We start from the raw sequence: 20,140 nt of genomic DNA, 5'->3' as shown, positions 1-20,140 counted from the left end.
GGGCTTGCGCCGTATCGTGGGCATGGCAGTCGGCCCGACAGCCGCCGCAGGGGAGAGCCGCCATGACGGAACCGATCAAGCACCCGCTCTTCGCCCGCTGCTACGCGCGCTACGCCGGCCCGGCGCTGCGGAAGGCGGGCATCGACGAACACCGCAGACGGCTCCTGGCCGGGCTGAGCGGCGAGGTCGTCGAGGTGGGCGCGGGCAACGGGCTGAACTTCCCGCAATACCCGCCCGAGGTCACCCGCCTCGTCGCCGTCGAGCCGGAACCGACGCTGCGCGCCCTGGCCGGGCAGCGGGCCGCCCGGGCCCCGGTCCCGGTGGAGACCGTCGCCGCCCGCGCCGAGCGCCTCCCCTTCCCCGACGCGAGCTTCGACGCCGCCGTCGTCTGTCTCGTCCTCTGCTCGGTCGCCGACCCCGGCGCGGCCCTCGCCGAACTCCGCCGCGTCCTGCGCCCCGGCGGACAGCTCCGCTTCCTCGAACACGTCCGCGCCCCCTCGCCCGCACTCCGCCGAGTCCAGCGGGTCCTCGACGCGACCCTCTGGCCCCGCCTGGCGGGCGGCTGCCACACCTCCCGCGACACCGAGTCCGCGATCACCGCCGCCGGCTTCGCCGTCACCGCCGTCGACCGCTTCGACTTCCCGGAGTCCCGCGTCTCCCTGCCGGCGACGCCACACGTCCTCGGCACCGCCGTACGGAGCGGGGAGCGGGGGGCGTTGTCAGTGGCGGCTCCTACGGTGGACCCATGAGCGCGATCGAGTACGTGCAGGGGGACGCCACCGCGCCGCGGGGGAAGGGCGTCAGGATCATCGGCCATGTCTGCAACGACCTGGGCGGGTGGGGAAAGGGCTTCGTGCTCGCCGTCTCGAGGCGGTGGGCGGAGCCGGAGGCGGCCTACCGGCGCTGGCACCGGGAGCGGGCGCGGAACGACTTCGGGCTGGGAGCGGCGCAGTTCGTCCAGGTCGAGCGGTATCTGTGGGTGGCCAACATGGTGGGGCAGCGGGGGATACGGACCGGGCGGAGCAGTGGCGTCCCGGTGCGGTACGAGGCGATCGACGCGGCGCTCGGGCGGCTCGCCGACAAGGCGGTGGAACTCGGGGCGTCCGTGCACCTGCCGCGGATCGGGTGCGGGCTCGCGGGCGGCACGTGGGAGCGGGTCGAGCCGCTGATAGCGGAACGGCTGGTGGCGCGGGGGATTGCGGTGACCGTGTACGACGGCGGGGACGCGGCGGCACGCGGTGGGCGGGCCGGGCGCTAGAGTCGGCCGCCTGTTCGGATCAGGGGCATGACAGGGGGAGGGTTATGCAGACGCAGCTCAGGGAGACGGCCACCGAGCTGGCCGCGGTGCTGTGGCGGGAGCACACCGTGTACCGCGAGCGCGGGGGCGGGGTGGTCATCCGGGGCGAGCACGTGCGGCGCTGGATCAGTCTGGCGCCGACCGGCGGCAGGGACCAGGCGCTCGTCCGGGCCGGCCGCATACTCGACGGCGGGACGACCGCGCCCGCCCGTCTTGAGGCCGTCGTGGACCTGACGGCCGGGACGGCCGAGCTCGCCGCGGTGTGCCGCCGGCTGCTCGCCGAGGCCGCCGCCGACGCGACGCCCTCCGCCGCCGGTCCCCGGCCGCGGTCCGCGCGCCCGCGCGGACGGCGGCACACCGGGTTCGGCTCGTGGGTGGCGCTGGTGTGCGTCGCGGCGGTCGTCGCCCTCTGGGCGTACACCGCCTTCGGCGGCGCCCGCTAGCCCGCGGCCTGGCGTGCGCGGGCCTCGCGCGCGGCCTTACGCGCACGGGCCGTGCGCGCGCGGGTCTTGGCGGCACGGCATTACGCGCGCGAGCCTAGGCGTGCGGCGGCGCCGGAGCCCTCGCGGGCCCCTGCGCCGCCGCCTGCCCGCCGGTCCGCCGGCCGGGCCGGTTTGGCCGGGTCAGTTCGCCGCGTACGCCGTCACCGGGAAGTGGTCGGACAGGTTGGTGTACGTGTAGTCCTTGCCCCAGCTGGAGACCGTCCAGGGCGCGGTCGTCTCGGGCACCACGTTGTTCGTCCAGCCCGCCGGGCGCGGGTGGCCGGCCCGGTAGAGGACGTAGTCGAGGTCCTCGCGCGGGTCGGTCGGGTAGCGGTAGCTCGCGATCGAGTTCGTCTGCGTGTCGAAGGAGTACGGGTGGCCGGTGCGGGCGTCCGCGCCGACCAGGTCCGCGTCGGCCAGCATCGTGCCGTACTCGGCGGACCGCGAGTCCACGTTCATGTCGCCCGCGACGATGATCTCCTCGTTCGCCGGGATGTTCTTGGCGTCGAGGAAGGCGTCGATCGTCTTGAACTGCCGGCTGCGCATCTGCGCCGCCTCGCCCGCCGAGCAGCCCGGGTCGGTGGACTGGGCGTGCGTGCCGACGACGTGCACCTTGGTGCCGTTGACGTCGAGGACCGCGTAGACGAAGCCCTTGTTCGAGTACCAGTCGGCGCCGCAGGCGTCCTTGTAGACGTACTGCTCCTTGCGGACGACCGGCCACTTGCTCAGCAGCGTGACGCCGCCGTCCTCCGGCGTCGTCGAGGAGTACGAGCCGCCCGTGGCGTCCCAGCCCGTCTTCGACCGGCCGACGACCGGCGTCTGGTACGGGTACTCGGCGGCCGCCTTCGCCTTCAGGGCGTCGGACGCGGTGTTGTCGAAGGCCTCCTGGAGCACGACGACGTCGTTGCCCTTGAAGAAGGACGTCGTGGGGATGGTCGCGGCCCGGTAGCCCTGTCCCCAGTTCGGGTACAGGTTCGTCGACATCAGGAAGGTGTTGTAGGTGAGCACCTTCAGGCTCGGCACGGCGGCGGCCGCGTCGGCGCCGGTGGCGGCCGAGGCGGTGGTCGCGGTCGCGGTCAGGGTGGCGGCGGCGAGCGCGACGGAGATGGCTGCACCGGTGGTACGGCGGAGCGCGGCGAGCGACACTGATAACTCCCGTGGGATGGTGGGGGGTTGATCCGGCGCCGCACATCAAATCAGCCGTGGTTACCTTCCGGTAGCCATTGGATGCCGCGAATCTGGCGCGGTTCGCACAAACGCGCCAACTCTCTGGCGACTGCCTGAATTGTGATGTTTGCGATTAGGTAAGATGCGCGCATGACCCTCGCGCAGAACAAGCAGATCTTCCCGACCGACCTGGGCCCCCTGAACCCGGTCTGGGCCGAGCTCATCCTCGGTGCCATCCTCTTCGCCCTCACCTTCCTGATCCTGGCGAAGGCGGTCCTCCCGAAGATCAACCGCACGCTTGCCCAGCGTGAGGACGCCATCGACGGCGGCACCGAGCGCGCCGACGACCTGCGCGCCGAGGCCGTCGCCATCCGCGAGCAGTACGAGGCCGAGCTGGCCGAGGCGCGCCACGACGCCGCCCGCATCCGCTCGCAGGCCACCGAGGAGGGCTCGGCCGCCATCGCCGCCTCCCGCGCCGAGGGCATCGCCGAGCGCGACCGCATCCTGGCCGCCGGCCACGAGCAGATCGCCGCCGAGCGCGAGGCCGCCGAGCGCGAGCTCTCCGCCGACGTCGACGCCTGGGCCCGCTCCCTGGCCGGCCGCATCGTCGGCGAGCCGGTCGGCGCCGAGCGCGCCTGACGCATCCCGCGTACCCGTACGGGGCCGCGCCCCGGGCACTCCTGCCCGGGTCGCGGCCCCGCGTCATGTCCGGCCCCGGGTCCGCCTTGCCCGCCGGACCCGGCCCGGGCAGCCTGAAGGCAAGCAAGCGCACGAGGGGGAGAGCACGTGACGGAGAACGAGCGGACTACCGGCGGACGGGACCCGCGCCCGGGACCGAAGGGCCCCGCCGGCACGGCGCGGGTCGCCGACGGACCGAAGGCCGCCGCGCCCGCCGGCGACCCCTCGCACGGCCCCGTGCCCGGTGACGCCCGGTCTGCGCCCGGTGACGCCCGGCCCGTGCCCGGTGACGCGCGCTCCGCGCCCAGTGACGCCCGGCCCGCGTCCGGTGATGCCCGTCTCGCGTCCGGTGACTCCCGGCCCGCGCCCCGCGACTCCCGCCCTGCGTCCGGTGACGCCCGGCCTGCGCCCGGTGATGTCCGTCTCGCGTCCGGTGACGCCCGACCCGCCCCCGTCGCCGCGTCCGGCCGTCGTCCCGAGCCCGTGCCGCCGCCCGTCGGTGGCGTGCTGTGGAGCGTCGCAGGGGACGTCCGCGCGCTGTTCATGCTGCCCGCCGCGCTCACCATGCAGGTCGCCCACCCCGCCATCGGCGCCGGTGTCGACGACCACTCCGTCTTCCGCACCGACCCGTGGGGGCGGGGCGAGCGGTCGCTGCGGTCGGTCCAGCTGTGGATCTACGGCGGCGAGCGGGCCGCCGAGGAGGGGCGCCGGCTGCGGGCGCTGCACAAGGAGATCCAGGGCAGCGACGCCCACGGCCGCCGCTATCACGCGCTGAACCCCGCCTACTACGCCTGGGTGCACGCCACCGGCTACCCCGTCTACCGCCACGGCCTGCGCTATCTCGCCCGCCCGCTCACCGAGGCGCAGGAGCGGCAGCTGTACGCCGAGTGGCTGCGGGTGGGCCGGGTGCTCGGCATCCACGACCGGGACATGCCGCAGACGATCGAGGAGTTCTGGCCGTACTACCGCCGGGTCCTCGACGAGGAGCTGGAGGCCACCGTCGTCGTGCGCGAGCTGCTCGACGCCGACGCCCCGGTGCCCGCTCCCGACCGCGGCCCGCTGCCCGTGCGCCTCGCCCTGCGGCTGCTCTGGCCGCTGCTGCGCGGGCCGTTCCAGCGCGCCCGCGCGTTCCTCACCGTCGGCCTCATGCCGCCGGACGCCCGCGCCGCCATCGGCCTGGACTGGACCCCGGCCCAGGAGCGCCGGCTGCGCCGCCTCGGCCTGGCCGCACGAGCCGTGGTCCCCCTCCTGCCCGAGCGCCTGCGCTATCTCCCGCTGGCACGGGAGGCCCGCGCCGAGGCCCGTCGGCAGGCCCGCCGGGGCTAGGGGCAGGGCGGGTGGTCCGTCGAGCGGGCTCCACCGTCGCGCCGGCCCGCGAGGCGCGCTGCCCGCCCGCGCCGAGGCACGCGCGCAGGCCCGCCGGGGCTAACCGCGGCCCGGTGACGCCGCCAGCGCCGCCAGGTAGTCGTCGAGCAGCTCCACCTGGCGTTCCGCCGGGAACGCCGCCGGGTCGAGCAGGGACTGGACGACCAGGCCCAGGACGAAGGACTGCGCGCCGGTCGCCAGGCGCGAGGGGTCGCCCGGCGGCAGTTCGCCCAGCTCCTGCGCCGTGGCGACCAGCTCGGCGAGCCGCGCCCGGCTGCGCCCGTACTTCCCCGCGTAGTCGGCGCTCAGCGCCGGGTCGGCGAGCGCCGTGTCCCAGGAGGAGACCCAGATCCGGTTGCTGGCCGTGGCCTCGTCGGTGAGCGGCAGGATGTCGAGCAGTGCGACGCGCACGGCCGCGAGGCCCGGTGTGTCCGAGCGCCGCCTGGGGCGAGCCATGGTGCGCTCGTCGAGCAGGTCCAGGGCGTGCGCGACCAGATCGCGCTTCGCCGGGAAGTAGTGGGTCAGCAGACCGGTGGTGGCGCCGAGCTCGGCCGCGACGGCGCGCAGCGTCAGGCCGCCGAAGCCGTGCGCGGCGAGGACGCGCCAGACCGCCTCGGAGACGTCACGGCGCCGGGCCTCGTGGTCCCCCTTGGTGCGTGGCATGCTGCTACGGTAATAGTCATAACGCTTGTTGTGTGAATGGGGTCCCTGATGTTCTCCCTCCCGCTGCGGGACGACGCCGTCCTCCGGCCGCTCGAAAGCTGGCACGCCGAGGAGTTCGCCGCCCATCTGGACCGGGCGCGCGACCACATCCGGCCGTGGGTCGGCCCGGCCTTCGTCACCACCGACGTCGAGGGCGCCCGGGCCACCCTGGTCCGCTACGGCGAGCGGCAGGCCGCCGACGGCGGACGCCTCTACGGCATCTGGCTCGACGGCACGCTGGTCGGCGGCGTGATGTTCACCGTCTTCGACGCCGACTGGGGAACCTGCGAGGTCGGCTGCTGGCTCGAACCGGCCGGCGAGGGCCACGGCCTGGTCAGTGCCGCCTCCACCGCCCTCCTCGACTGGGCCCTCGTCGAGCGCGGCCTGCACCGTGCCGAATGGCACTGCCGGGCCGACAACGAGCGCAGCGTCGCCGTCGCCCGCCGGCTCGGGATGAGCCTCGAAGGAACGCGTCGCGAGGCGTGGCCGTACGCCGGCGCCCGGTATGACAAGCAGATCTGGGGCATCCTCGCCTCCGAGTGGCGGGCCCGCCGCGCCTGACGCCGCACACGCCGCACTCGGAGCACACGGCCCGCACGCCGCACTCGGAGCACGGACAGGACGGAGCCGCCGTCCCGCCTGGCCAGGGGGACGACGGCTCCGTCGCTCATGGGATGCGCCCGCGCCTCAACGCCTGATCGCAGCGGTGCGCCAGCGCGTCAGCGCTCGTGGATCGTGTTCGTCTCCGCGATCTGCTTCCACGACTTCGGCTGCACCGGCTTCACGGCCTTCAGCCCCTTCGCCGCCGAGGCCGGAGCCGAAGCCGCCAGGCCCGCCTTGGTCGCCGCCGCGGTCCCGGGCTTGACCGGCTGGTACAGCCAGGTGTCGAAGAGGCCCGCGAGCGGCTTGCCGGACACCTTCTCCGCGTACTTCACGAAGTCCGCGACGTGCGCGTTGCCGTACGCGTGCTCCTGCGGCCAGCCCTTGAGGATGGCGAAGAAGGTCGGGTCGCCGACCTCGTCGCGCAGCGCCTGGAGCGCCAGCGCGCCCCGGTCGTAGACGGCGATGTCGAACTGGTTGTCCGCGCCCGGGTCACCCGGCTTGACCGTCCAGAACGGGTCGTCGGCCGCCCGCGTCGCGTACACGTAGTCCGCGAGCTCCTTCGCCGTGCCCTCGCCCTCCTTCTCCGACCACAGCCACTGGCTGTAGCGGGCGAAGCCCTCGTTGATCCAGATGTCCTTCCAGTCGCCGACCGACACGCTGTCGCCGTACCACTGGTGCGCGAGCTCGTGCACGACCACGGACACGTTGGCGCCGTTCGCGAACTGCCGCGGGCTGTAGTACGGGCGGGTCTGCGTCTCCAGGGCGAAGCCGGTGGTCACGTTCGGCACGTAGCCGCCGACCGCGTTGAACGGGTACGGGCCGTAGAGCGACTCCAGCCACTCGGCGACCTCGGTGGTCCGCTCGACCGAGGCGCGCGCCGCGCCGTCGTTGTCGCCGAGCTCCGTGCTGTACGCGTTGAGGACCGGCAGCCCGCTGGCCGTCTTGTCCGTCGTGATGTCGAACTTGCCGACGGCGAGCGTGGCGAGATACGTCGCCTGGGGCTTGTTGGAGCGCCAGTTGAAGCGGGTCCAGCCCAGCTTCGAGGACTGCGACTGCAGCACGCCGTTGCTGATCGCCTGCGTGCCGTCCGGCACCAGCACCGAGACGTCGAAGGTCGCCTTGTCGAGCGGGTGGTCGTTCGACGGGAACCACCAGACGGCCGAGTCCGGCTCGTCCGCCGCGACACCGCCGTCGGGCGTACGGTGCCAGGCCGACCAGCCGCCGATCTTCAGCTCGGACGGCTTGCCCGCGTAACGGACCACGACGGATATGGACTTGTTCTTCTCCAGCGGGACCGCCGGGGTGACCTCCAGCTCGTGGTCGCCGGAGGTGGCGAACTTCGCGACGCGGCCGTTCACGCGGACCTCGCTGACCCGCAGGCCCAGGTCGAGGTTGAAGCGGGACAGGTTCTGCTTGGTGGTGGCGAGGATCGTCGCCGTGCCCTCCAACAGGTCCGTCGCCGGCTGGTACTTCAGACGCAGGTCGTAGTGGGACACGTCGTAGCCGCCGTTGCCGCTGGCGGGGTAGTACGAGTCGCCGATGCCCGGCGCGCCCGGCTGGAAGTCGGCCGCCGATGCCGGGATCGCCAGCAGGAGGGAGGCCGCGAGAGCGCTCGGAACGATGATTCTGCGGTGCACAGGTGCTCCTCAGGTCGTGAAGTCGCAAGAAACGTAAGACGCTTGGTGGGCCGTCGGTCCTCAGCGACCCTATTCAGCCCCGCGACGGGCCGTCACGTCCAGAGCACCTCCTGTCACATGATCGCCATTCGGCCGACATGTACCACCCGTGGCGGTTGTCGCAGCGGGCACTCTTTTGCGGCGGAGCCGCCCGGGGTACCTTCCGCCCCATGCCGATACGTGTGCCGGTACGTGTGCCGTTACCCGCGCTGACGCGTGCGCCGGTGCGTGCGCGGAGCCGCCCCGGGACGTGACCTCCCGGACGGTCCGCCCGTTCAGCACCGTGTCGCCCCGACCGGCGCCCCGCGCCCCCGCGCACCGGCGCCCCGATCCCCGGTGAGGCCCGATGACCCGCATCCCCCGTCACCGCCGGCGCGCGCTCACCGTCGCGGCCGCTGTCGCCGCCCTCGGACTGCCGCTCCTCGCCGCCCCCACCGAGGCCGCGGGCAGCGCGCCCGGGCCGGCTCTCCCGCGCACCGGCTTCGAGACCAGCGACGGCGCCCGCTGGACCAGTGAGGCGGAGGAGACCGCCTTCCTCGCCGCCGTCGGCCGCGCCAGCGCCCGGCTGTCCGTCCGCACCGTCGGCACCACCGCGCAGGGCCGCCCGCTGCGGCTCGCCACCATCGGCACGGGCGCCACGACCGTGCTGCTGATCTGCTCCCAGCACGGCGACGAGCCAGCCGGCCGCGAGACCTGTCTGAGCACCCTGCGCGACCTCGCCTACGCCCAGGACGGCGCGACCCGGCGCTTCCTCGCCCGCACCACGCTCCTCGTCGTGCCCACCGCCAACCCCGACGGCCGCGAGGCGAACACCCGGGGCAACGCCGCCGGCGTCGACATCAACCGCGACCACCTCGCCCTGCGCACCAACGAGACGCGCACCGTCGCCGCCGTCATCCGCGACCGGCGCCCCGAGCTGATCTACGACCTCCACGAGTACGGCGCCACGCCGCCCTACTACGACAAGGACCTGCTCGCCCTCTGGCCGCGCAACCTCAACACCGACCCCCGTGTCCACGCCGAGGCGCGCACCCTGTCCGAGTCGTACGTGCGGCCCGCCGCGGCGCGCGCCGGATACAGCAGCGGCATCTACGGCATCTGGACCGACCCGGTCACCGGCGAGCCGGTCAAGCAGGTCGCCGGCGACGGCCAGGAGCGCATCCTGCGCAACACCGCGGGCGTCAAGCACGCCGTCGGCCTGCTCGTCGAGACCCGCGAGAACGCCCTCGACCCGGCCGAGCAGAACGACCCGGCCCGCAACCACCGCCGCCGCGTCGCCACCCAAATGGCCGCCCTCAAGGGCGCGTTCGGCTATCTCGGCGAACGGGGCGGACCGCTCGCGGCCGCCACCGCGGCGGCCCGCCTGACCGGCTTCGCCGACCGCGGCCCGGTCCTCCTCGGCGGCGCGGACAACGACCCGGCCGAGCCCGCCGAGATCCTCCAGGACCCGCCCTGCGGCTACCGCCTGACTGAGGCTCAGTACGCGGACGTCCGCGACGAGTTGGAGCTGCACGGCGTCGTCGTGCGCAAGGAGGGCGATGGCGTGCTCGTACCGCTGCGGCAGTCGCTGCGGGCGCTCGTGCCGCTGCTGCTCGATCCGCGCGCGGCCTACGGGCTCACCGGCGGAGAGCCTGTGGAGAGGTGTTGAGGACCTGGTGACCACGGCCCGGCCTGGCGGATCCCATGATCGTTCCGGGCTACGGTTACCCATCGGTATTGACCATACCGAACGGGAAACGGGCCGTGACGGCCCGGAACTTGGAGTGACACCATGACGAACGCGACGCCGCTGCGCCGCACCCTGTCGGCTCTCGCCGCCACGACGCTGCTGGCCGGGGGCCTGCTGCTCGGGCAGACCGCGACCGCCCCGACGGCCCAGGCCGCCGGATCCACGGTCACCTGCAACGTCCCGAAGATGCGCCAGGACTCCCACGCCCTGCGCGTCAAGGCCGCCAAGCTGAAGCAGCTCGGCTCCCGCGAGGAGGCCCGCCGCGTCAACGCCCAGGCCGACGCGCTGGACCGCCGGATCAAGGCGTGCGTCGACGCCGACGACAACGCCCAGAAGCCCTTCCCGGGCTGACCGGCACGGCACCCTCGGACGCCCGCCCGGCGGACCTCCCCGGTCCGCGGGGCGGGCGTCCGTCTCGTACGGCGCCTACTGCGGCCCGGGCCCCGGCCGCAGCCCCGGCCGCAGCCCTTAGCCCCCCCGGAAGCCCCCAGCCCCCCCCGGAAGCCCCCAGCCCCCCGGAAGCCCTCAGCCCTCAGCCCTCCAGAATCCCTCAGCCCCCGCAGACCAGCTCCGCCACCCGGTCCGCGCAGCCCCACGCCACCGTGACACCCGCGCCGCCGTGACCGTAGTCGTGGACGAGGAGCCCGCCGCCCGGCAGCGCCTCGGCCTCCAGCCGGACGCCACCGGCCCGCGCCGGGCGGAGCCCGACGCGGTGGCCGAGCACCCGCGCGCCCGCGATCTCCGGGCGGACCCGGGCGCAGCGCGCCACGATCGCGGCCGCCGCCTCGGGGGCCGGGACCAGGCTCTCGTCGGATTCGCGTGCCGTGCCGCCCAGGATCAGCCGGCCCGGCTGCGGGAAGAAGTACGTGGTGTCCGCCGAGCCCCCGTCGGCCGCCGTGAACCAGCTGTCCACTCCCGGGTTCTCCACCAGTACCAGCTGCCCCCGCACCGCCCGCATCCCCGGATCCGGCACCAGCTCCCGCGCGCCGAGCCCGGTGCAGTTCACCACCACCCGCGCGCAGGCCGCGGCCTCCCCGAGGGTGCTCGCCACGCGCCGCTCGACGGCCCCGCCCAGCGACGCCAACCGCCCCTGGAGCCAGGCCAGATGGACCGGCATGTCGACCAGCGGCAGCCGGGCCGCCAGACCCACCTCGTACGGCCCCGGCACCTCCGCCGGCGCCAGCTGCCGCAGCCCCGGCACCCGCTTCGCCCACGCGCCGAGCCCATCGGGCCCCTCCAGCAGCGTGTCGGCGTGCACGCCCGGCACGAGCCGCACGCCCGTCGCGTCCGGATCGCCGGCCAGCTCCTCGTACACCCGCAGCGAGGCGATCGACCAGTCGCCGACCTCCGCCGCCGGCTCGATCCGGTACGGCCACCACAGGGCACCGGCCACCGCCGACGTGGTCTGCGCCACGGCTTCCCGCGACCACACCCGGACCCGCAGCCCCCGCTCCGCGAGCCGGACCGCCGCCGTCAGGCCGATGACCCCGCCGCCCACCACGATCACATCGCTGTCCATGCCCGGGACCGTACCCGCGGGCCGCGCGGCCCGACACGTAGGATTCATCACCTGATGACTGCCACCCTCGTCGCCAAGAACCTCGCCGCCGGCCACGGCGAGCGCTCCCTCTTCTCCGGGCTCGACCTCGTCGTCGCCCCCGGGGACGTCATCGGCCTCGTCGGCGTCAACGGAGCCGGCAAGTCCACGCTCCTGCGCCTGCTCGCCGGCCTCGACACCCCCGAGGACGGCGAACTGCGGCTCTCCCCGCCCACCGCCACCGTCGGCCACCTCCCGCAGGAGCCCGAGCGGCGCGAGGGTGAGACCGTACGGCAGTTCCTGGCCCGGCGCACCGGCGTCGCCGCCGCCCAGGCCGCCATGGACGAGGCCACCCAGGGCCTCGTCGACGGCACGCCCGGCGCCGGCGACGCGTACTCCGTCAGCCTGGAGCGCTGGCTCGACCTCGGCGGCGCCGACCTCGACGAGCGCGCCGAGGAAACCGCCGGCACGCTCGGCCTCACCATCGGCCTCGACCAGCCGATGACTTCGCTCTCCGGCGGCCAGGCAGCCCGCGCCGGCCTCGCCTCCCTCCTCCTCTCCCGCTACGACGTCTTCCTCCTCGACGAGCCCACCAACGACCTCGACCTCGACGGTCTGGAGCGCCTGGAGGCCTTCGTCGCCGGCCTGCGCGCCGGCACCGTCGTCATCAGCCACGACCGCGAGTTCCTCACCCGGACCGTGACCAAGGTCCTCGAACTCGACCTCGCCCAGCAGCAGATCACCCTGTACGGCGGCGGCTACGAGGCCTACCTGGAGGAGCGGGATACCGCCCGCCGGCACGCCCGCGAGGAGTACGAGGAGTACGCCGACAAGAAGGCGGGCCTCGAATCGCGCGCCCTCATGCAGCGCAACTGGATGGACAAGGGCGTCCGCAACGCCCGCCGCAAGGCCACCGACAACGACAAGATCGGCCGCAAGCTGCGCGGCGAGGCCAGCGAGAAGCAGGCCGCCAAGGCCCGCCAGACCCAGCGCATGATCGAACGCCTCGACGTCGTCGACGAGCCCCGCAAGGAGTGGGAGCTGCGCATGGAGATCGCCGCCGCGCCCCGTGCCGGCGCGGTCGTCGCCACCCTGCGCGAGGCCGAGGTCCGCCGCGGTGACTTCTCCTTCGGGCCGGTCACCCTCCAGGTCGACTGGGCCGACCGGGTCGCCATCACCGGCGCCAACGGAGCCGGCAAGTCCACCCTCCTCGCCGCCCTCCTCGGCCGCCTCGCACTCGACTCCGGCGACGCGGCCCTCGGCCCCGGCGTCGTCGTCGGCGAGGTCGACCAGGCCCGCAAGCTCTTCCACGGCACCGAGACGCTCCTCGAGGCCTTCTGCGCGGCCGTTCCCGACACCGAGCCGGCCGACGTCCGCACCCTGCTCGCCAAGTTCGGCCTCAAGGCCGACCACGTGCTGCGCCCCGCCACCACCCTCTCGCCCGGCGAACGCACCCGCGCCGCGCTCGCCCTGCTCCAGGGCCGCGGCGTGAACCTGCTCGTCCTCGACGAGCCGACCAACCACCTCGACCTGCCCGCCATCGAGCAGCTGGAGTCGGCGCTCGAGTCGTACACCGGCACGCTGCTGCTCGTCACCCACGACCGGCGGATGCTCGACGCCGTCCGCGTCACCCGGCGCATCGAGGTCGCCGACGGCAAGGTGACCGAACTCTGATGACCGCCGCACCCGGTGCCGGCGTCTCGTTCGGGTGGGGGCCGGCCGACGCCCGGCGCCTGGGCGCCCGCGCCGAGTGCGTGGTCGTCGTGGACGTCCTCTCGTTCACCACCGCCGTCGCCCGCCGGCTCGCCGCCGGCCCGCCGGCCGGCATCGCCGTCGTCGCCGCCGGCGAACGATGGCCCGACGGCTCCCTGCGGCCCGCCCTGGAGGACCTCCTCGCCGCCGGCGCCGTCCTCGCCGCACTCCGGGCCCTCGTCCCGGGCGGCGCCACCCTGACGCCCGAGGCGACCGCGGCGGCCACGCTGTGGACCGCCACGGAGGACCCGGTCGCCGCCTTGCACGGCTGTGACTCGGGCCGTGAACTGTACGAGTACGGCTATCCGCAGGACGTGGAGGTGGCCGCCGAGATCGACTCGTCCGCCGCCGTCCCCGTCCTCGTGGACGGCGCATTCCAGGAGGCACCATGACCGACGACGCCCGCGTGACCCGGCTGATCGCGATGCTCGACGACCTCGACGCCGACATCGACGAGACCATCGACCTCGCCGACGAGATCGCGGCGACGGGAGACCGGGGCCACCTCCCGCGCCTCACCGCCGAACTCGACCGCGCGGTCTCCGACCGCAACTCCTACGCGCGCGAACTCCTCGGCGGCCTCATCGCCGGCCTCGGCGGTACGGAGCAGCTGCCGGTCCTCGTCCGCGCCTCCGCCGTCGACCTCGGCGACGACCAGGACGGCCTCGCCACGGAGATCGTCGACCTCGTCCAGGCCGACCCGAAGACCGCGCAGCGGCTCCTCGGGCCGCTGACGGGGGACGACGACCTGTCGGTGGCGAACCGGGCCGAATGGGCGCTGCGCTTCGTGCCGTAACGCACGCCCCTGCGGCCGGTGCGCGCGATACGGTGGGACCTCGCCGAGAGGGCCGAGGGGGAGACGGAATGTCGGGCGTGCGGGCAGTGGGCTCCACCTCGCGGCACGGTGGCCATGGCTGACCTGTTCGGCAGGAAGCGGGCGCGGCCGGGCGTCGAGGCGGGAGCCCACGGCGTCGCCGTGGGCGGCGACTCCTCCATGAGCGCCATCGGCGACAACAGCGTCGTGAACATCCACCTGCCCGCACAGGACCGCGGCGCCGTCGGCTGGCCCGTCCGGGTCGGCGCCGTGCCCGTCCTCGCCTCGGCCTTCCAGGTCCGCCCCGAGCTGCGCAGCCGGATCGAGACGGCGCGCGCCGACGGCCACAGCGCCGTCCTCACCCAGGTCCTCTCGGGCGGCGGCGGTGTCGGCAAGTCACAGCTGGCCGCCGCCTACGCCGCCGAGGCGGCCGGCGACGGCGTGGACCTCATCGTCTGGGTGCCCGCGGCGGAGCCGGACCAGGTGATCGCGCGGTACGCGCAGGCCGCCGGCATGGTCCACGCCGCCGGCGCCTTCGGCCACGACGCCTACGCCGACGCCCAGGCGTTCCTCGCCTGGTGCGCCACGACGGAACGCAGCTGGCTCGTGGTCCTGGACGACATCACCGACCCCGGCACCATGGTCTCGTGGTGGCCCGTCGGCACCTCCGGCTGGACCCTGGCCACCACCCGACTGCGCGACTCCCGCCTCTCGGGCGGCGGCCGCACCCTCGTCGACGTCGGCGCCTTCACCGGCGACGAGGCCATGGCCTACATCGAGGGCCGCCTCACCACGGCCGGCTCGCCTCACCTCCTGGACGAGCGCGCCGCGGACCTCGCCGAAGCGCTGGGCTGCCTCCCGCTCGCCCTCGGCCACGCCACCGCGTACATGCTCAACGAGCAGCTCACCTGCCGCGCCTACCTGGAGATGTTCACCAGCCGGCGGCTCCACCTCGCCGACCTGCTCCCGGACACCGCGGACGCCGACGGCTACGGCCGCGCCGTCACCACGACCCTGCTGCTCGCCCTCGACGCGGCCGACGCCCCGCTCGCCGCCGCCGTCCTGCGCCTGGCCGCCTTCCTGGACCCCGACGGACACCCGATCGGCCTGTGGGAGACCGGCCCCGCCCTGGACTACCTCACCCGGCACCGGCAGGCCATCGACGCCGCGGCGCCACGGCGGCGCGGCGTCTGGGGCATGGGGCGGCGCCGTGCCGCGGCTTCCTCGATCACCCCCGAGGAGATCCAGCGGACCCTGCACACGCTCAACCGCTACAGCCTGCTCAGCGTCGACCGCCGGCACCGGTTCCGCGAAGTGCGCATCCACGCCCTCACCGCCCGCGCGGCCCGCGAGACCTCCCCGCCGGACGACCAGGTCGAGACCGCGCGCGCCGCGTTCTCCGCACTCCTCACCAGCCGCTTCGACGCCCTGGACGCCAGCGGACTGCCGGCCGAACTGCCCGCCGTCCTGTACGCCAACCTGGACACCCTGTACGGCGTCAGCCCGCGGGCGACGTGGTCCGAGACGTACGAACGCCGACGCATCGCCCTGAAGGCGGACCTCGACGCCGACACACGGCCGCGCGGACGCGACGAGCACCGCCGGGCGGCGGCGGAGCCGCGCCGGGCCCCCTGGGCCCCGGCCGAGGACCGCGAGCGGGAACGGGAGCTGCGCAGCAGGCTCGAACGGGCCGCCGAGCTGCTCGCCGAGAGCGGTGTCCTCGGGGACGTCGACAGGAGCGCGGTGATCGCCGGCCTCTCCGACGCGCTGTCCCAGGGGGACCGTCAGCCGCGGCCGCGCGAGGCGGACATCGACTGGATGGGTGAGGAGCAGGCCCGTACGCGCTGGGTGGAGCCGGCGGCCGCGCAGGTGCCCGCCCCGGCCGCCCCGCCGGCGCCGACCCCGGCGGAGGATCCCGGCCCGGAGCGGCTGGAGAGCGTCATTCGGCTGCGGCTGCGGGACGTGGCAGAGCGCGAGCGTGTTCTCGGAGAGGACCACCTGCACACGCTCAACGCGCGCGCGGACCTAGCGGCTGCCTACCGTGACGCCGGCCAGTACGCGGAGGCGGTGTTCCTGAGCAAGCAGCTTCTCGCCGACCGCGAGCGCGTTCTCGGTCCCGATCATCCCGACACGATCGCCGCCCGCGCCAGGCTCGCCTTCGCCTACCGAAGCGTCGGCCGGTACGAGGAGGCGATCGAGCTGAGCGAGCGGGTCCTCGCCGATCGTCAGCGCCTCCTCGGCCACAACCACCCCGACACCCTCATGGCCCGCGCGGACCTCGCCGTGGCCTACGGTGACGACGGTCGGCTCGCGGAGGCGCTGGCCCTGGGCGAGCGGGTCCTCGCCGACCGTCAGCACGTCCTCGGCCACAACCACCCCGACACGCTCACGAGCCTCAACAACCTCACCCTCACCTACAGCGAGACCGGACAGTACGACGCGGCGCTGTACGGGCAGCAGCAGGCCGTCGCGGGATTCGAGCGGGTGCTCGGTCCCGACCACCCGGACACGCTCCACGCCCGGGCGAACCTGGCCGCACTCCACCGGAAAGTCGGGAACCACGACGAAGCCGACCGCCTGTGCGAGCAGGTCATCGCCGACTTCGAGCGCGTGCTCGGCCCCGACGATCCCCGCACGCGCAGGGCCCGGGCGAACATGTACTCGCTCTAGGGACAGCTCGGCGGCCGGACCGGCCCGACCCGAGAAGAGCGGCGCACGCGACGAACCGTCGGCGTGAGACGGCCCCCGCCGACCGGACCTCGGTCCGGCCGACAGGCGCCGTTCACCACATGCCTCAGCGCTTCCCGCGCCGGTCCCGGCCGCCAGAGCCGCCCTCGTTCAGCAGGCCCGCCTTGCGCAGCGCGTCGGCCATCGCGCTGTTGGCGGGCGCCGCGGCCTGGCCACGGTCGCGGCTGCCGCCACCGCCACCGGCACCGGCACCGCCGCCGCCACGCCGCTGCTGCGGCGGACGGCCGCCCCGGTCGCCGCGGTCACCGCGCTCGCCCCGGTCACCGCGCTCCCGCTTCGGCGCGCCCGGCTCCGCGGCCGAGGAGGCCGCCTCGTCGTCGAGGCGGAGCGTCAGCGAGATGCGCTTGCGGGGGATGTCGACGTCCAGGACCTTCACCTTGACCACGTCGCCCGGCTTCACCACGTCCCGCGGGTCCTTGACGAAGTTCCTGGACATGGCGGAGACGTGCACCAGACCGTCCTGGTGGACGCCGATGTCGACGAAGGCGCCGAACGCGGCGACATTGGTGACGACACCCTCCAGGACCATCCCGGAGGCGAGGTCGGAGATCTTCTCCACGCCCTCCATGAAGGTGGCCGTCTTGAAGGCGGGCCGCGGGTCGCGTCCCGGCTTCTCCAGTTCCTTCAGGATGTCGCCGACGGTCGGCAGACCGAAGGTGTCGTCGACGAAGTCGTCCGCGCGCAGCGAGCGCAGCACCGCGGTGTTGCCGATGAGCGCGGCGACCTCGCCGCCCGCCGTCTTGACCATGCGGCGCACGACCGGGTACGCCTCGGGGTGCACGGCCGAGGCGTCGAGCGGGTCGTCGCCGCCGCGGATGCGGAGGAAGCCCGCGCACTGCTCGTACGCCTTGGGGCCGAGCCGCGACACGTCCTTCAGGGCGCGCCGGGACCGGAAGGGGCCGTTGGCGTCGCGGTGGGCGACGATGTTCTCGGCGAGGCCGGCGCCGATGCCGGAGACGCGCGAAAGGAGCGGCGCGGAGGCGGTGTTGACGTCGACGCCGACGCCGTTCACGCAGTCCTCGACCACCGCGTCCAGGGAGCGGGAGAGCTTCACCTCGGACAGGTCGTGCTGGTACTGCCCGACACCGATCGACTTCGGATCGATCTTCACCAGCTCGGCCAGCGGGTCCTGGAGCCGCCGGGCGATGGACACCGCGCCGCGCAACGACACGTCCAGGCCCGGGAGTTCCTGCGAGGCGAACGCGGAGGCCGAGTAGACGGAGGCGCCGGCCTCCGAGACCATCACCTTGGTCAGCTTCAACTCGGGGTGCTTCGCGATGAGTTCACCGGCGAGCTTGTCGGTCTCGCGGGACGCGGTGCCGTTGCCGATGGCGACCAGCTCGACCGCGTGCTCCTTGGCGAGCCGTGCCAGCTTGGCGAGCGACTCGTCCCACTTGTTGGCGGGGACGTGCGGGTAGATCGTGTCGGTGGCGACGACCTTGCCGGTCGCGTCGACGACGGCGACCTTCACACCCGTACGGAAACCGGGGTCGAGGCCGAGCGTGGCGCGGGTGCCGGCGGGCGCCGCGAGCAGCAGGTCGCGCAGGTTCGCCGCGAAGACCCGCACCGCCTCGTCCTCGGCGGCCGTGCGCAGCCGCAGCCGCAGGTCGATGCCGAGGTGGACCAGGATCCGGGTGCGCCAGGCCCAGCGGACGGTGTCCTGGAGCCACTTGTCACCGGGGCGGCCGCGGTCGGCCACGCCGAAGCGGGACGCGACGATCGGCTCGTACGAGGACATGGCCGCCGGGCTGTCGGCGGGCTCCTCGGGCTCCAGGTCCAGGGTGAGGACGTCCTCCTTCTCGCCGCGCAGCATCGCGAGGATCCGGTGCGAGGGCAGCGCGGTGAACGGCTCGGCGAAGTCGAAGTAGTCGGCGAACTTCGCGCCCGCCTCCTCCTTGCCCTCCCGCACCTTCGCGACCAGCCGGCCCCGGCCCCACATCCGCTCGCGCAGCTCGCCGATCAGGTCGGCGTCCTCCGAGAACTTCTCGGTGAGGATGGCCCGCGCCCCCTCCAGCGCCGCCGCCGCGTCCGCGACGCCCTTGTCGGCGTCCACGAACGCCGCCGCGGCGGCGTGCGGCTCCACCGACGGGTCGGCGAGCAGCCCCTCGGCCAGCGGCGTCAGACCGGCCTCGCGGGCGATCTGCGCCTTGGTCCGCCGCTTCGGCTTGAAGGGAAGATAGATGTCCTCCAGACGCGCCTTGGTGTCGGCGGCCAGGATCTGCGCCTCCAACTCGGGCGTCAGCTTGCCCTGTTCCCGTACGGAGTCGAGGACCGCCGCGCGCCGGTCCTCCAGCTCGCGCAGATACCGCAGCCGCTCCTCCAGGGTGCGCAGCTGCGCGTCGTCGAGCATCTCGGTCGCTTCCTTGCGGTAGCGCGCGATGAACGGCACGGTCGAACCGCCGTCCAGCAGTTCGACGGCCGCCTTCACCTGTCGCTCGCGTACGCCGAGCTCCTCGGCGATCCTTGCCTCGATGGACGTCGTCACGATGTCCCGACCCGCCTTCTCGTGCCTCAAGCTTGCGGTTGCATTCTGCCGGGTCGCTCACCCGTACGCGGCAACCGACCCGGCCCCGCGCGCCGCGCGGGGCCCGTGCAGCTCGGCCCGCGGAGCTCAGGGCCGCATGGCCCGGCTCCCCGCGTGCTCAGTTCTTGCCGCTGAGGTTGGCCGGGAACGCGCCCGCGCCGACCGCCGCCGTCAGGAAGCCCTTGGTGAGCTCGGTGAGCCGGGCCACGCCGTCCGCGCCCAGGTGCTCGTACGGGGCGGAGTCCAGGCGGTCCGTCTCGTCCTCCAGGTCCGCGCGCAGCGCCACGCCCGCCTCGGTGAGCTCGCCGCCGGCGTCGAGCAGTCCGCGCCCGCGCAGCCGCTCCGCGGCCGCGTCCCAGTCGTCGCGGCTCCAGCCGCGGGTGCCGAGGACCCAGCGCGGGGACATGCCCTTGCCGGAGGCGGTGTGGCTGAGCAGCGCCTCCACCGGGTCGAGCCCGGCGGCGACCAGGGCGACCAGATGGCCGTCGCCGCGGTGCTCGCGCAGCAGGGTGGTGGCGTGCCACAGCCGCAGGTGCGGGGCGTCCGCGTCCGGCACCGGCAGATCGGCGTTGCCGGCGTACAGCGGGCGGGCGTGCCGGGTGCACGCCCCGGCCGCGCGCAGCGCGAGCTCGGCGGCCTCCGTCATCTCCGCCGAGGCGATCGCCTCGGCGCCGAGCAGCCGGCGGAGGGTCGTGTCCACGGCCCGCAGGCGGGCGTCGAGCACGGCGGCGGGCGAGGCGGTCTCCCAGACGGCGGGCAGGTGCCGGGAGAGCAGTTCGTGGTTGTAGTTGTAGAAGGTCGCGGCCACCGTGCCGGCGCCGACCGCGCCGAGCGGCGCGCTGCGCGCGGCGAGGCGCATCGTGCTCGGGTCCGTGATGCCGAGCTTCTCGAACTCGGCGTCGAGGTCGGGCGAGAAGAACAGCGTCGCGTGCAGCAGATTGACCGGGTGGGCGCAGCGGCGGACGGCGTGCGGCGGCAGATTCGTCATGGTCCCGCACCTTACCTACCGGCCGGTACGGCCGGAACGCCCGGGGGCGGAGGGATGGCAGAAAAGGTGGGGTGCTCG

Annotated in this window: 18 protein-coding genes; 12 read left to right on the top strand and 6 right to left on the bottom strand. The window is 74.3% G+C overall.

Annotated elements, in window-relative coordinates:
- The first annotated feature begins 62 nt into the window (after positions 1 to 62).
- Genes ACFYU9_RS18025 through ACFYU9_RS18015 form a run of 3 tightly spaced genes read left to right on the top strand, consistent with a single transcriptional unit; the run spans position 63 to position 1,740 of the window.
- Entirely contained in the window at positions 63 to 749 is a 687-nt protein-coding gene (locus ACFYU9_RS18025) for a class I SAM-dependent methyltransferase (protein ID WP_389345348.1), read from the top strand.
- Complete coding sequence (locus ACFYU9_RS18020; RefSeq protein WP_389206893.1) at positions 746 to 1,258, top strand: macro domain-containing protein; 513 nt, start codon at positions 746 to 748, stop codon at positions 1,256 to 1,258. The genes ACFYU9_RS18025 and ACFYU9_RS18020 overlap by 4 nt, the downstream gene beginning before the upstream one ends.
- Before the next feature lie 44 nt (positions 1,259 to 1,302).
- Complete coding sequence (locus ACFYU9_RS18015) at positions 1,303 to 1,740, top strand: hypothetical protein (RefSeq protein WP_389206891.1); 438 nt, start codon at positions 1,303 to 1,305, stop codon at positions 1,738 to 1,740.
- A 180-nt stretch (positions 1,741 to 1,920) separates the two neighbouring features.
- On the opposite strand, the gene sph is transcribed toward ACFYU9_RS18015, so the two are convergent.
- Positions 1,921 to 2,925 (bottom strand): sphingomyelin phosphodiesterase, encoded by a 1,005-nt coding sequence (gene sph, locus ACFYU9_RS18010; RefSeq protein WP_389206888.1) that lies wholly within the window; start codon positions 2,923 to 2,925, stop codon positions 1,921 to 1,923.
- Positions 2,926 to 3,096: 171 nt separating this feature from the next.
- Here sph and ACFYU9_RS18005 point away from each other — a divergent pair, with 171 nt between their 5' ends.
- On the top strand, positions 3,097 to 3,585 hold the full coding sequence (locus ACFYU9_RS18005; protein WP_389206886.1) for a hypothetical protein: 489 nt from the start codon (positions 3,097 to 3,099) through the stop codon (positions 3,583 to 3,585).
- 522 nt (positions 3,586 to 4,107) lie between these two features.
- Positions 4,108 to 4,950, top strand: coding sequence for an oxygenase MpaB family protein (locus ACFYU9_RS18000; protein WP_389345653.1), 843 nt, complete (start codon positions 4,108 to 4,110; stop codon positions 4,948 to 4,950).
- Positions 4,951 to 5,049: 99 nt separating this feature from the next.
- Here ACFYU9_RS18000 and ACFYU9_RS17995 read toward each other — a convergent pair whose 3' ends face one another.
- The gene (locus ACFYU9_RS17995; RefSeq protein WP_389206882.1) at positions 5,050 to 5,652 is read right to left on the bottom strand and encodes a TetR/AcrR family transcriptional regulator; all 603 of its coding nucleotides are present in this window, start codon (positions 5,650 to 5,652) and stop codon (positions 5,050 to 5,052) included.
- 48 nt (positions 5,653 to 5,700) lie between these two features.
- On the opposite strand from ACFYU9_RS17995, the gene ACFYU9_RS17990 reads away from it, so the two are divergent.
- Positions 5,701 to 6,252, top strand: coding sequence for a GNAT family N-acetyltransferase (locus ACFYU9_RS17990; protein WP_389206880.1), 552 nt, complete (start codon positions 5,701 to 5,703; stop codon positions 6,250 to 6,252).
- Between the two features lie 158 nt (positions 6,253 to 6,410).
- On the opposite strand, the gene ACFYU9_RS17985 is transcribed toward ACFYU9_RS17990, so the two are convergent.
- Entirely contained in the window at positions 6,411 to 7,931 is a 1,521-nt protein-coding gene (locus tag ACFYU9_RS17985) for a M1 family metallopeptidase (protein WP_389206878.1), read from the bottom strand.
- A 385-nt stretch (positions 7,932 to 8,316) separates the two neighbouring features.
- Between ACFYU9_RS17985 and ACFYU9_RS17980 the strand changes: the two genes are divergently transcribed.
- A complete protein-coding gene (locus ACFYU9_RS17980; protein ID WP_389345347.1) occupies positions 8,317 to 9,618 on the top strand; it encodes a M14 family metallocarboxypeptidase in 1,302 nt (433 codons plus the stop codon).
- A gap of 123 nt (positions 9,619 to 9,741) precedes the next feature.
- Complete coding sequence (locus tag ACFYU9_RS17975) at positions 9,742 to 10,050, top strand: hypothetical protein (protein ID WP_389345346.1); 309 nt, start codon at positions 9,742 to 9,744, stop codon at positions 10,048 to 10,050.
- 199 nt (positions 10,051 to 10,249) lie between these two features.
- Here the strand turns inward: ACFYU9_RS17975 and ACFYU9_RS17970 are convergent, their stop codons facing one another.
- Positions 10,250 to 11,218, bottom strand: coding sequence for an NAD(P)/FAD-dependent oxidoreductase (locus ACFYU9_RS17970; RefSeq protein ID WP_389206872.1), 969 nt, complete (start codon positions 11,216 to 11,218; stop codon positions 10,250 to 10,252).
- A gap of 54 nt (positions 11,219 to 11,272) precedes the next feature.
- On the opposite strand from ACFYU9_RS17970, the gene ACFYU9_RS17965 reads away from it, so the two are divergent.
- The 4 genes from ACFYU9_RS17965 to ACFYU9_RS17950 all read left to right on the top strand — a co-directional run bounded on the left by ACFYU9_RS17965 (position 11,273) and on the right by ACFYU9_RS17950 (position 16,472).
- Entirely contained in the window at positions 11,273 to 12,910 is a 1,638-nt protein-coding gene (locus ACFYU9_RS17965) for an ABC-F family ATP-binding cassette domain-containing protein (protein WP_389345345.1), read from the top strand.
- The gene (locus ACFYU9_RS17960) at positions 12,910 to 13,380 is read left to right on the top strand and encodes a 2-phosphosulfolactate phosphatase (RefSeq protein WP_389345344.1); all 471 of its coding nucleotides are present in this window, start codon (positions 12,910 to 12,912) and stop codon (positions 13,378 to 13,380) included. Before ACFYU9_RS17965 ends, ACFYU9_RS17960 begins: the two co-directional genes overlap by 1 nt.
- On the top strand, positions 13,377 to 13,784 hold the full coding sequence (locus ACFYU9_RS17955) for a hypothetical protein (protein WP_389345343.1): 408 nt from the start codon (positions 13,377 to 13,379) through the stop codon (positions 13,782 to 13,784). The genes ACFYU9_RS17960 and ACFYU9_RS17955 overlap by 4 nt, the downstream gene beginning before the upstream one ends.
- 114 nt (positions 13,785 to 13,898) lie before the next feature.
- Positions 13,899 to 16,472 (top strand): tetratricopeptide repeat protein, encoded by a 2,574-nt coding sequence (locus ACFYU9_RS17950; RefSeq protein WP_389345342.1) that lies wholly within the window; start codon positions 13,899 to 13,901, stop codon positions 16,470 to 16,472.
- A gap of 124 nt (positions 16,473 to 16,596) precedes the next feature.
- Here ACFYU9_RS17950 and ACFYU9_RS17945 read toward each other — a convergent pair whose 3' ends face one another.
- Entirely contained in the window at positions 16,597 to 19,035 is a 2,439-nt protein-coding gene (locus ACFYU9_RS17945; protein WP_389345341.1) for a Tex family protein, read from the bottom strand.
- Positions 19,036 to 19,192: 157 nt separating this feature from the next.
- The gene (locus ACFYU9_RS17940) at positions 19,193 to 20,062 is read right to left on the bottom strand and encodes a hypothetical protein (RefSeq protein WP_389345340.1); all 870 of its coding nucleotides are present in this window, start codon (positions 20,060 to 20,062) and stop codon (positions 19,193 to 19,195) included.
- Positions 20,063 to 20,140 lie beyond the last annotated feature (78 nt).

Origin of the sequence: Streptomyces sp. NPDC004327, from assembly GCF_042873935.1 — a bacterium.
Classification (GTDB): Bacteria; Actinomycetota; Actinomycetes; order Streptomycetales; family Streptomycetaceae; genus Streptomyces.
This window is presented reverse-complemented; position numbering and strand designations above follow the sequence as displayed.

Excerpts from the sequence above, each read along its gene's own strand:
- ACFYU9_RS18025 (WP_389345348.1), top strand. The coding sequence starts at position 63 with ATGACGGAACCGATCAAGCACCCGCTCTTCGCCCGCTGCTACGCGCGC.
- ACFYU9_RS18020 (WP_389206893.1), top strand. The coding sequence starts at position 746 with ATGAGCGCGATCGAGTACGTGCAGGGGGACGCCACCGCGCCGCGGGGG.
- ACFYU9_RS18015 (WP_389206891.1), top strand. The coding sequence starts at position 1,303 with ATGCAGACGCAGCTCAGGGAGACGGCCACCGAGCTGGCCGCGGTGCTG.
- ACFYU9_RS18005 (WP_389206886.1), top strand. The coding sequence starts at position 3,097 with ATGACCCTCGCGCAGAACAAGCAGATCTTCCCGACCGACCTGGGCCCC.
- ACFYU9_RS17995 (WP_389206882.1), bottom strand. The coding sequence starts at position 5,652 with ATGCCACGCACCAAGGGGGACCACGAGGCCCGGCGCCGTGACGTCTCC.
- ACFYU9_RS17990 (WP_389206880.1), top strand. The coding sequence starts at position 5,701 with ATGTTCTCCCTCCCGCTGCGGGACGACGCCGTCCTCCGGCCGCTCGAA.
- ACFYU9_RS17980 (WP_389345347.1), top strand. The coding sequence starts at position 8,317 with ATGACCCGCATCCCCCGTCACCGCCGGCGCGCGCTCACCGTCGCGGCC.
- ACFYU9_RS17975 (WP_389345346.1), top strand. The coding sequence starts at position 9,742 with ATGACGAACGCGACGCCGCTGCGCCGCACCCTGTCGGCTCTCGCCGCC.
- ACFYU9_RS17970 (WP_389206872.1), bottom strand. The coding sequence starts at position 11,218 with ATGGACAGCGATGTGATCGTGGTGGGCGGCGGGGTCATCGGCCTGACG.
- ACFYU9_RS17965 (WP_389345345.1), top strand. The coding sequence starts at position 11,273 with ATGACTGCCACCCTCGTCGCCAAGAACCTCGCCGCCGGCCACGGCGAG.
- ACFYU9_RS17960 (WP_389345344.1), top strand. The coding sequence starts at position 12,910 with ATGACCGCCGCACCCGGTGCCGGCGTCTCGTTCGGGTGGGGGCCGGCC.
- ACFYU9_RS17955 (WP_389345343.1), top strand. The coding sequence starts at position 13,377 with ATGACCGACGACGCCCGCGTGACCCGGCTGATCGCGATGCTCGACGAC.
- ACFYU9_RS17950 (WP_389345342.1), top strand. The coding sequence starts at position 13,899 with ATGGCTGACCTGTTCGGCAGGAAGCGGGCGCGGCCGGGCGTCGAGGCG.
- ACFYU9_RS17940 (WP_389345340.1), bottom strand. The coding sequence starts at position 20,062 with ATGACGAATCTGCCGCCGCACGCCGTCCGCCGCTGCGCCCACCCGGTC.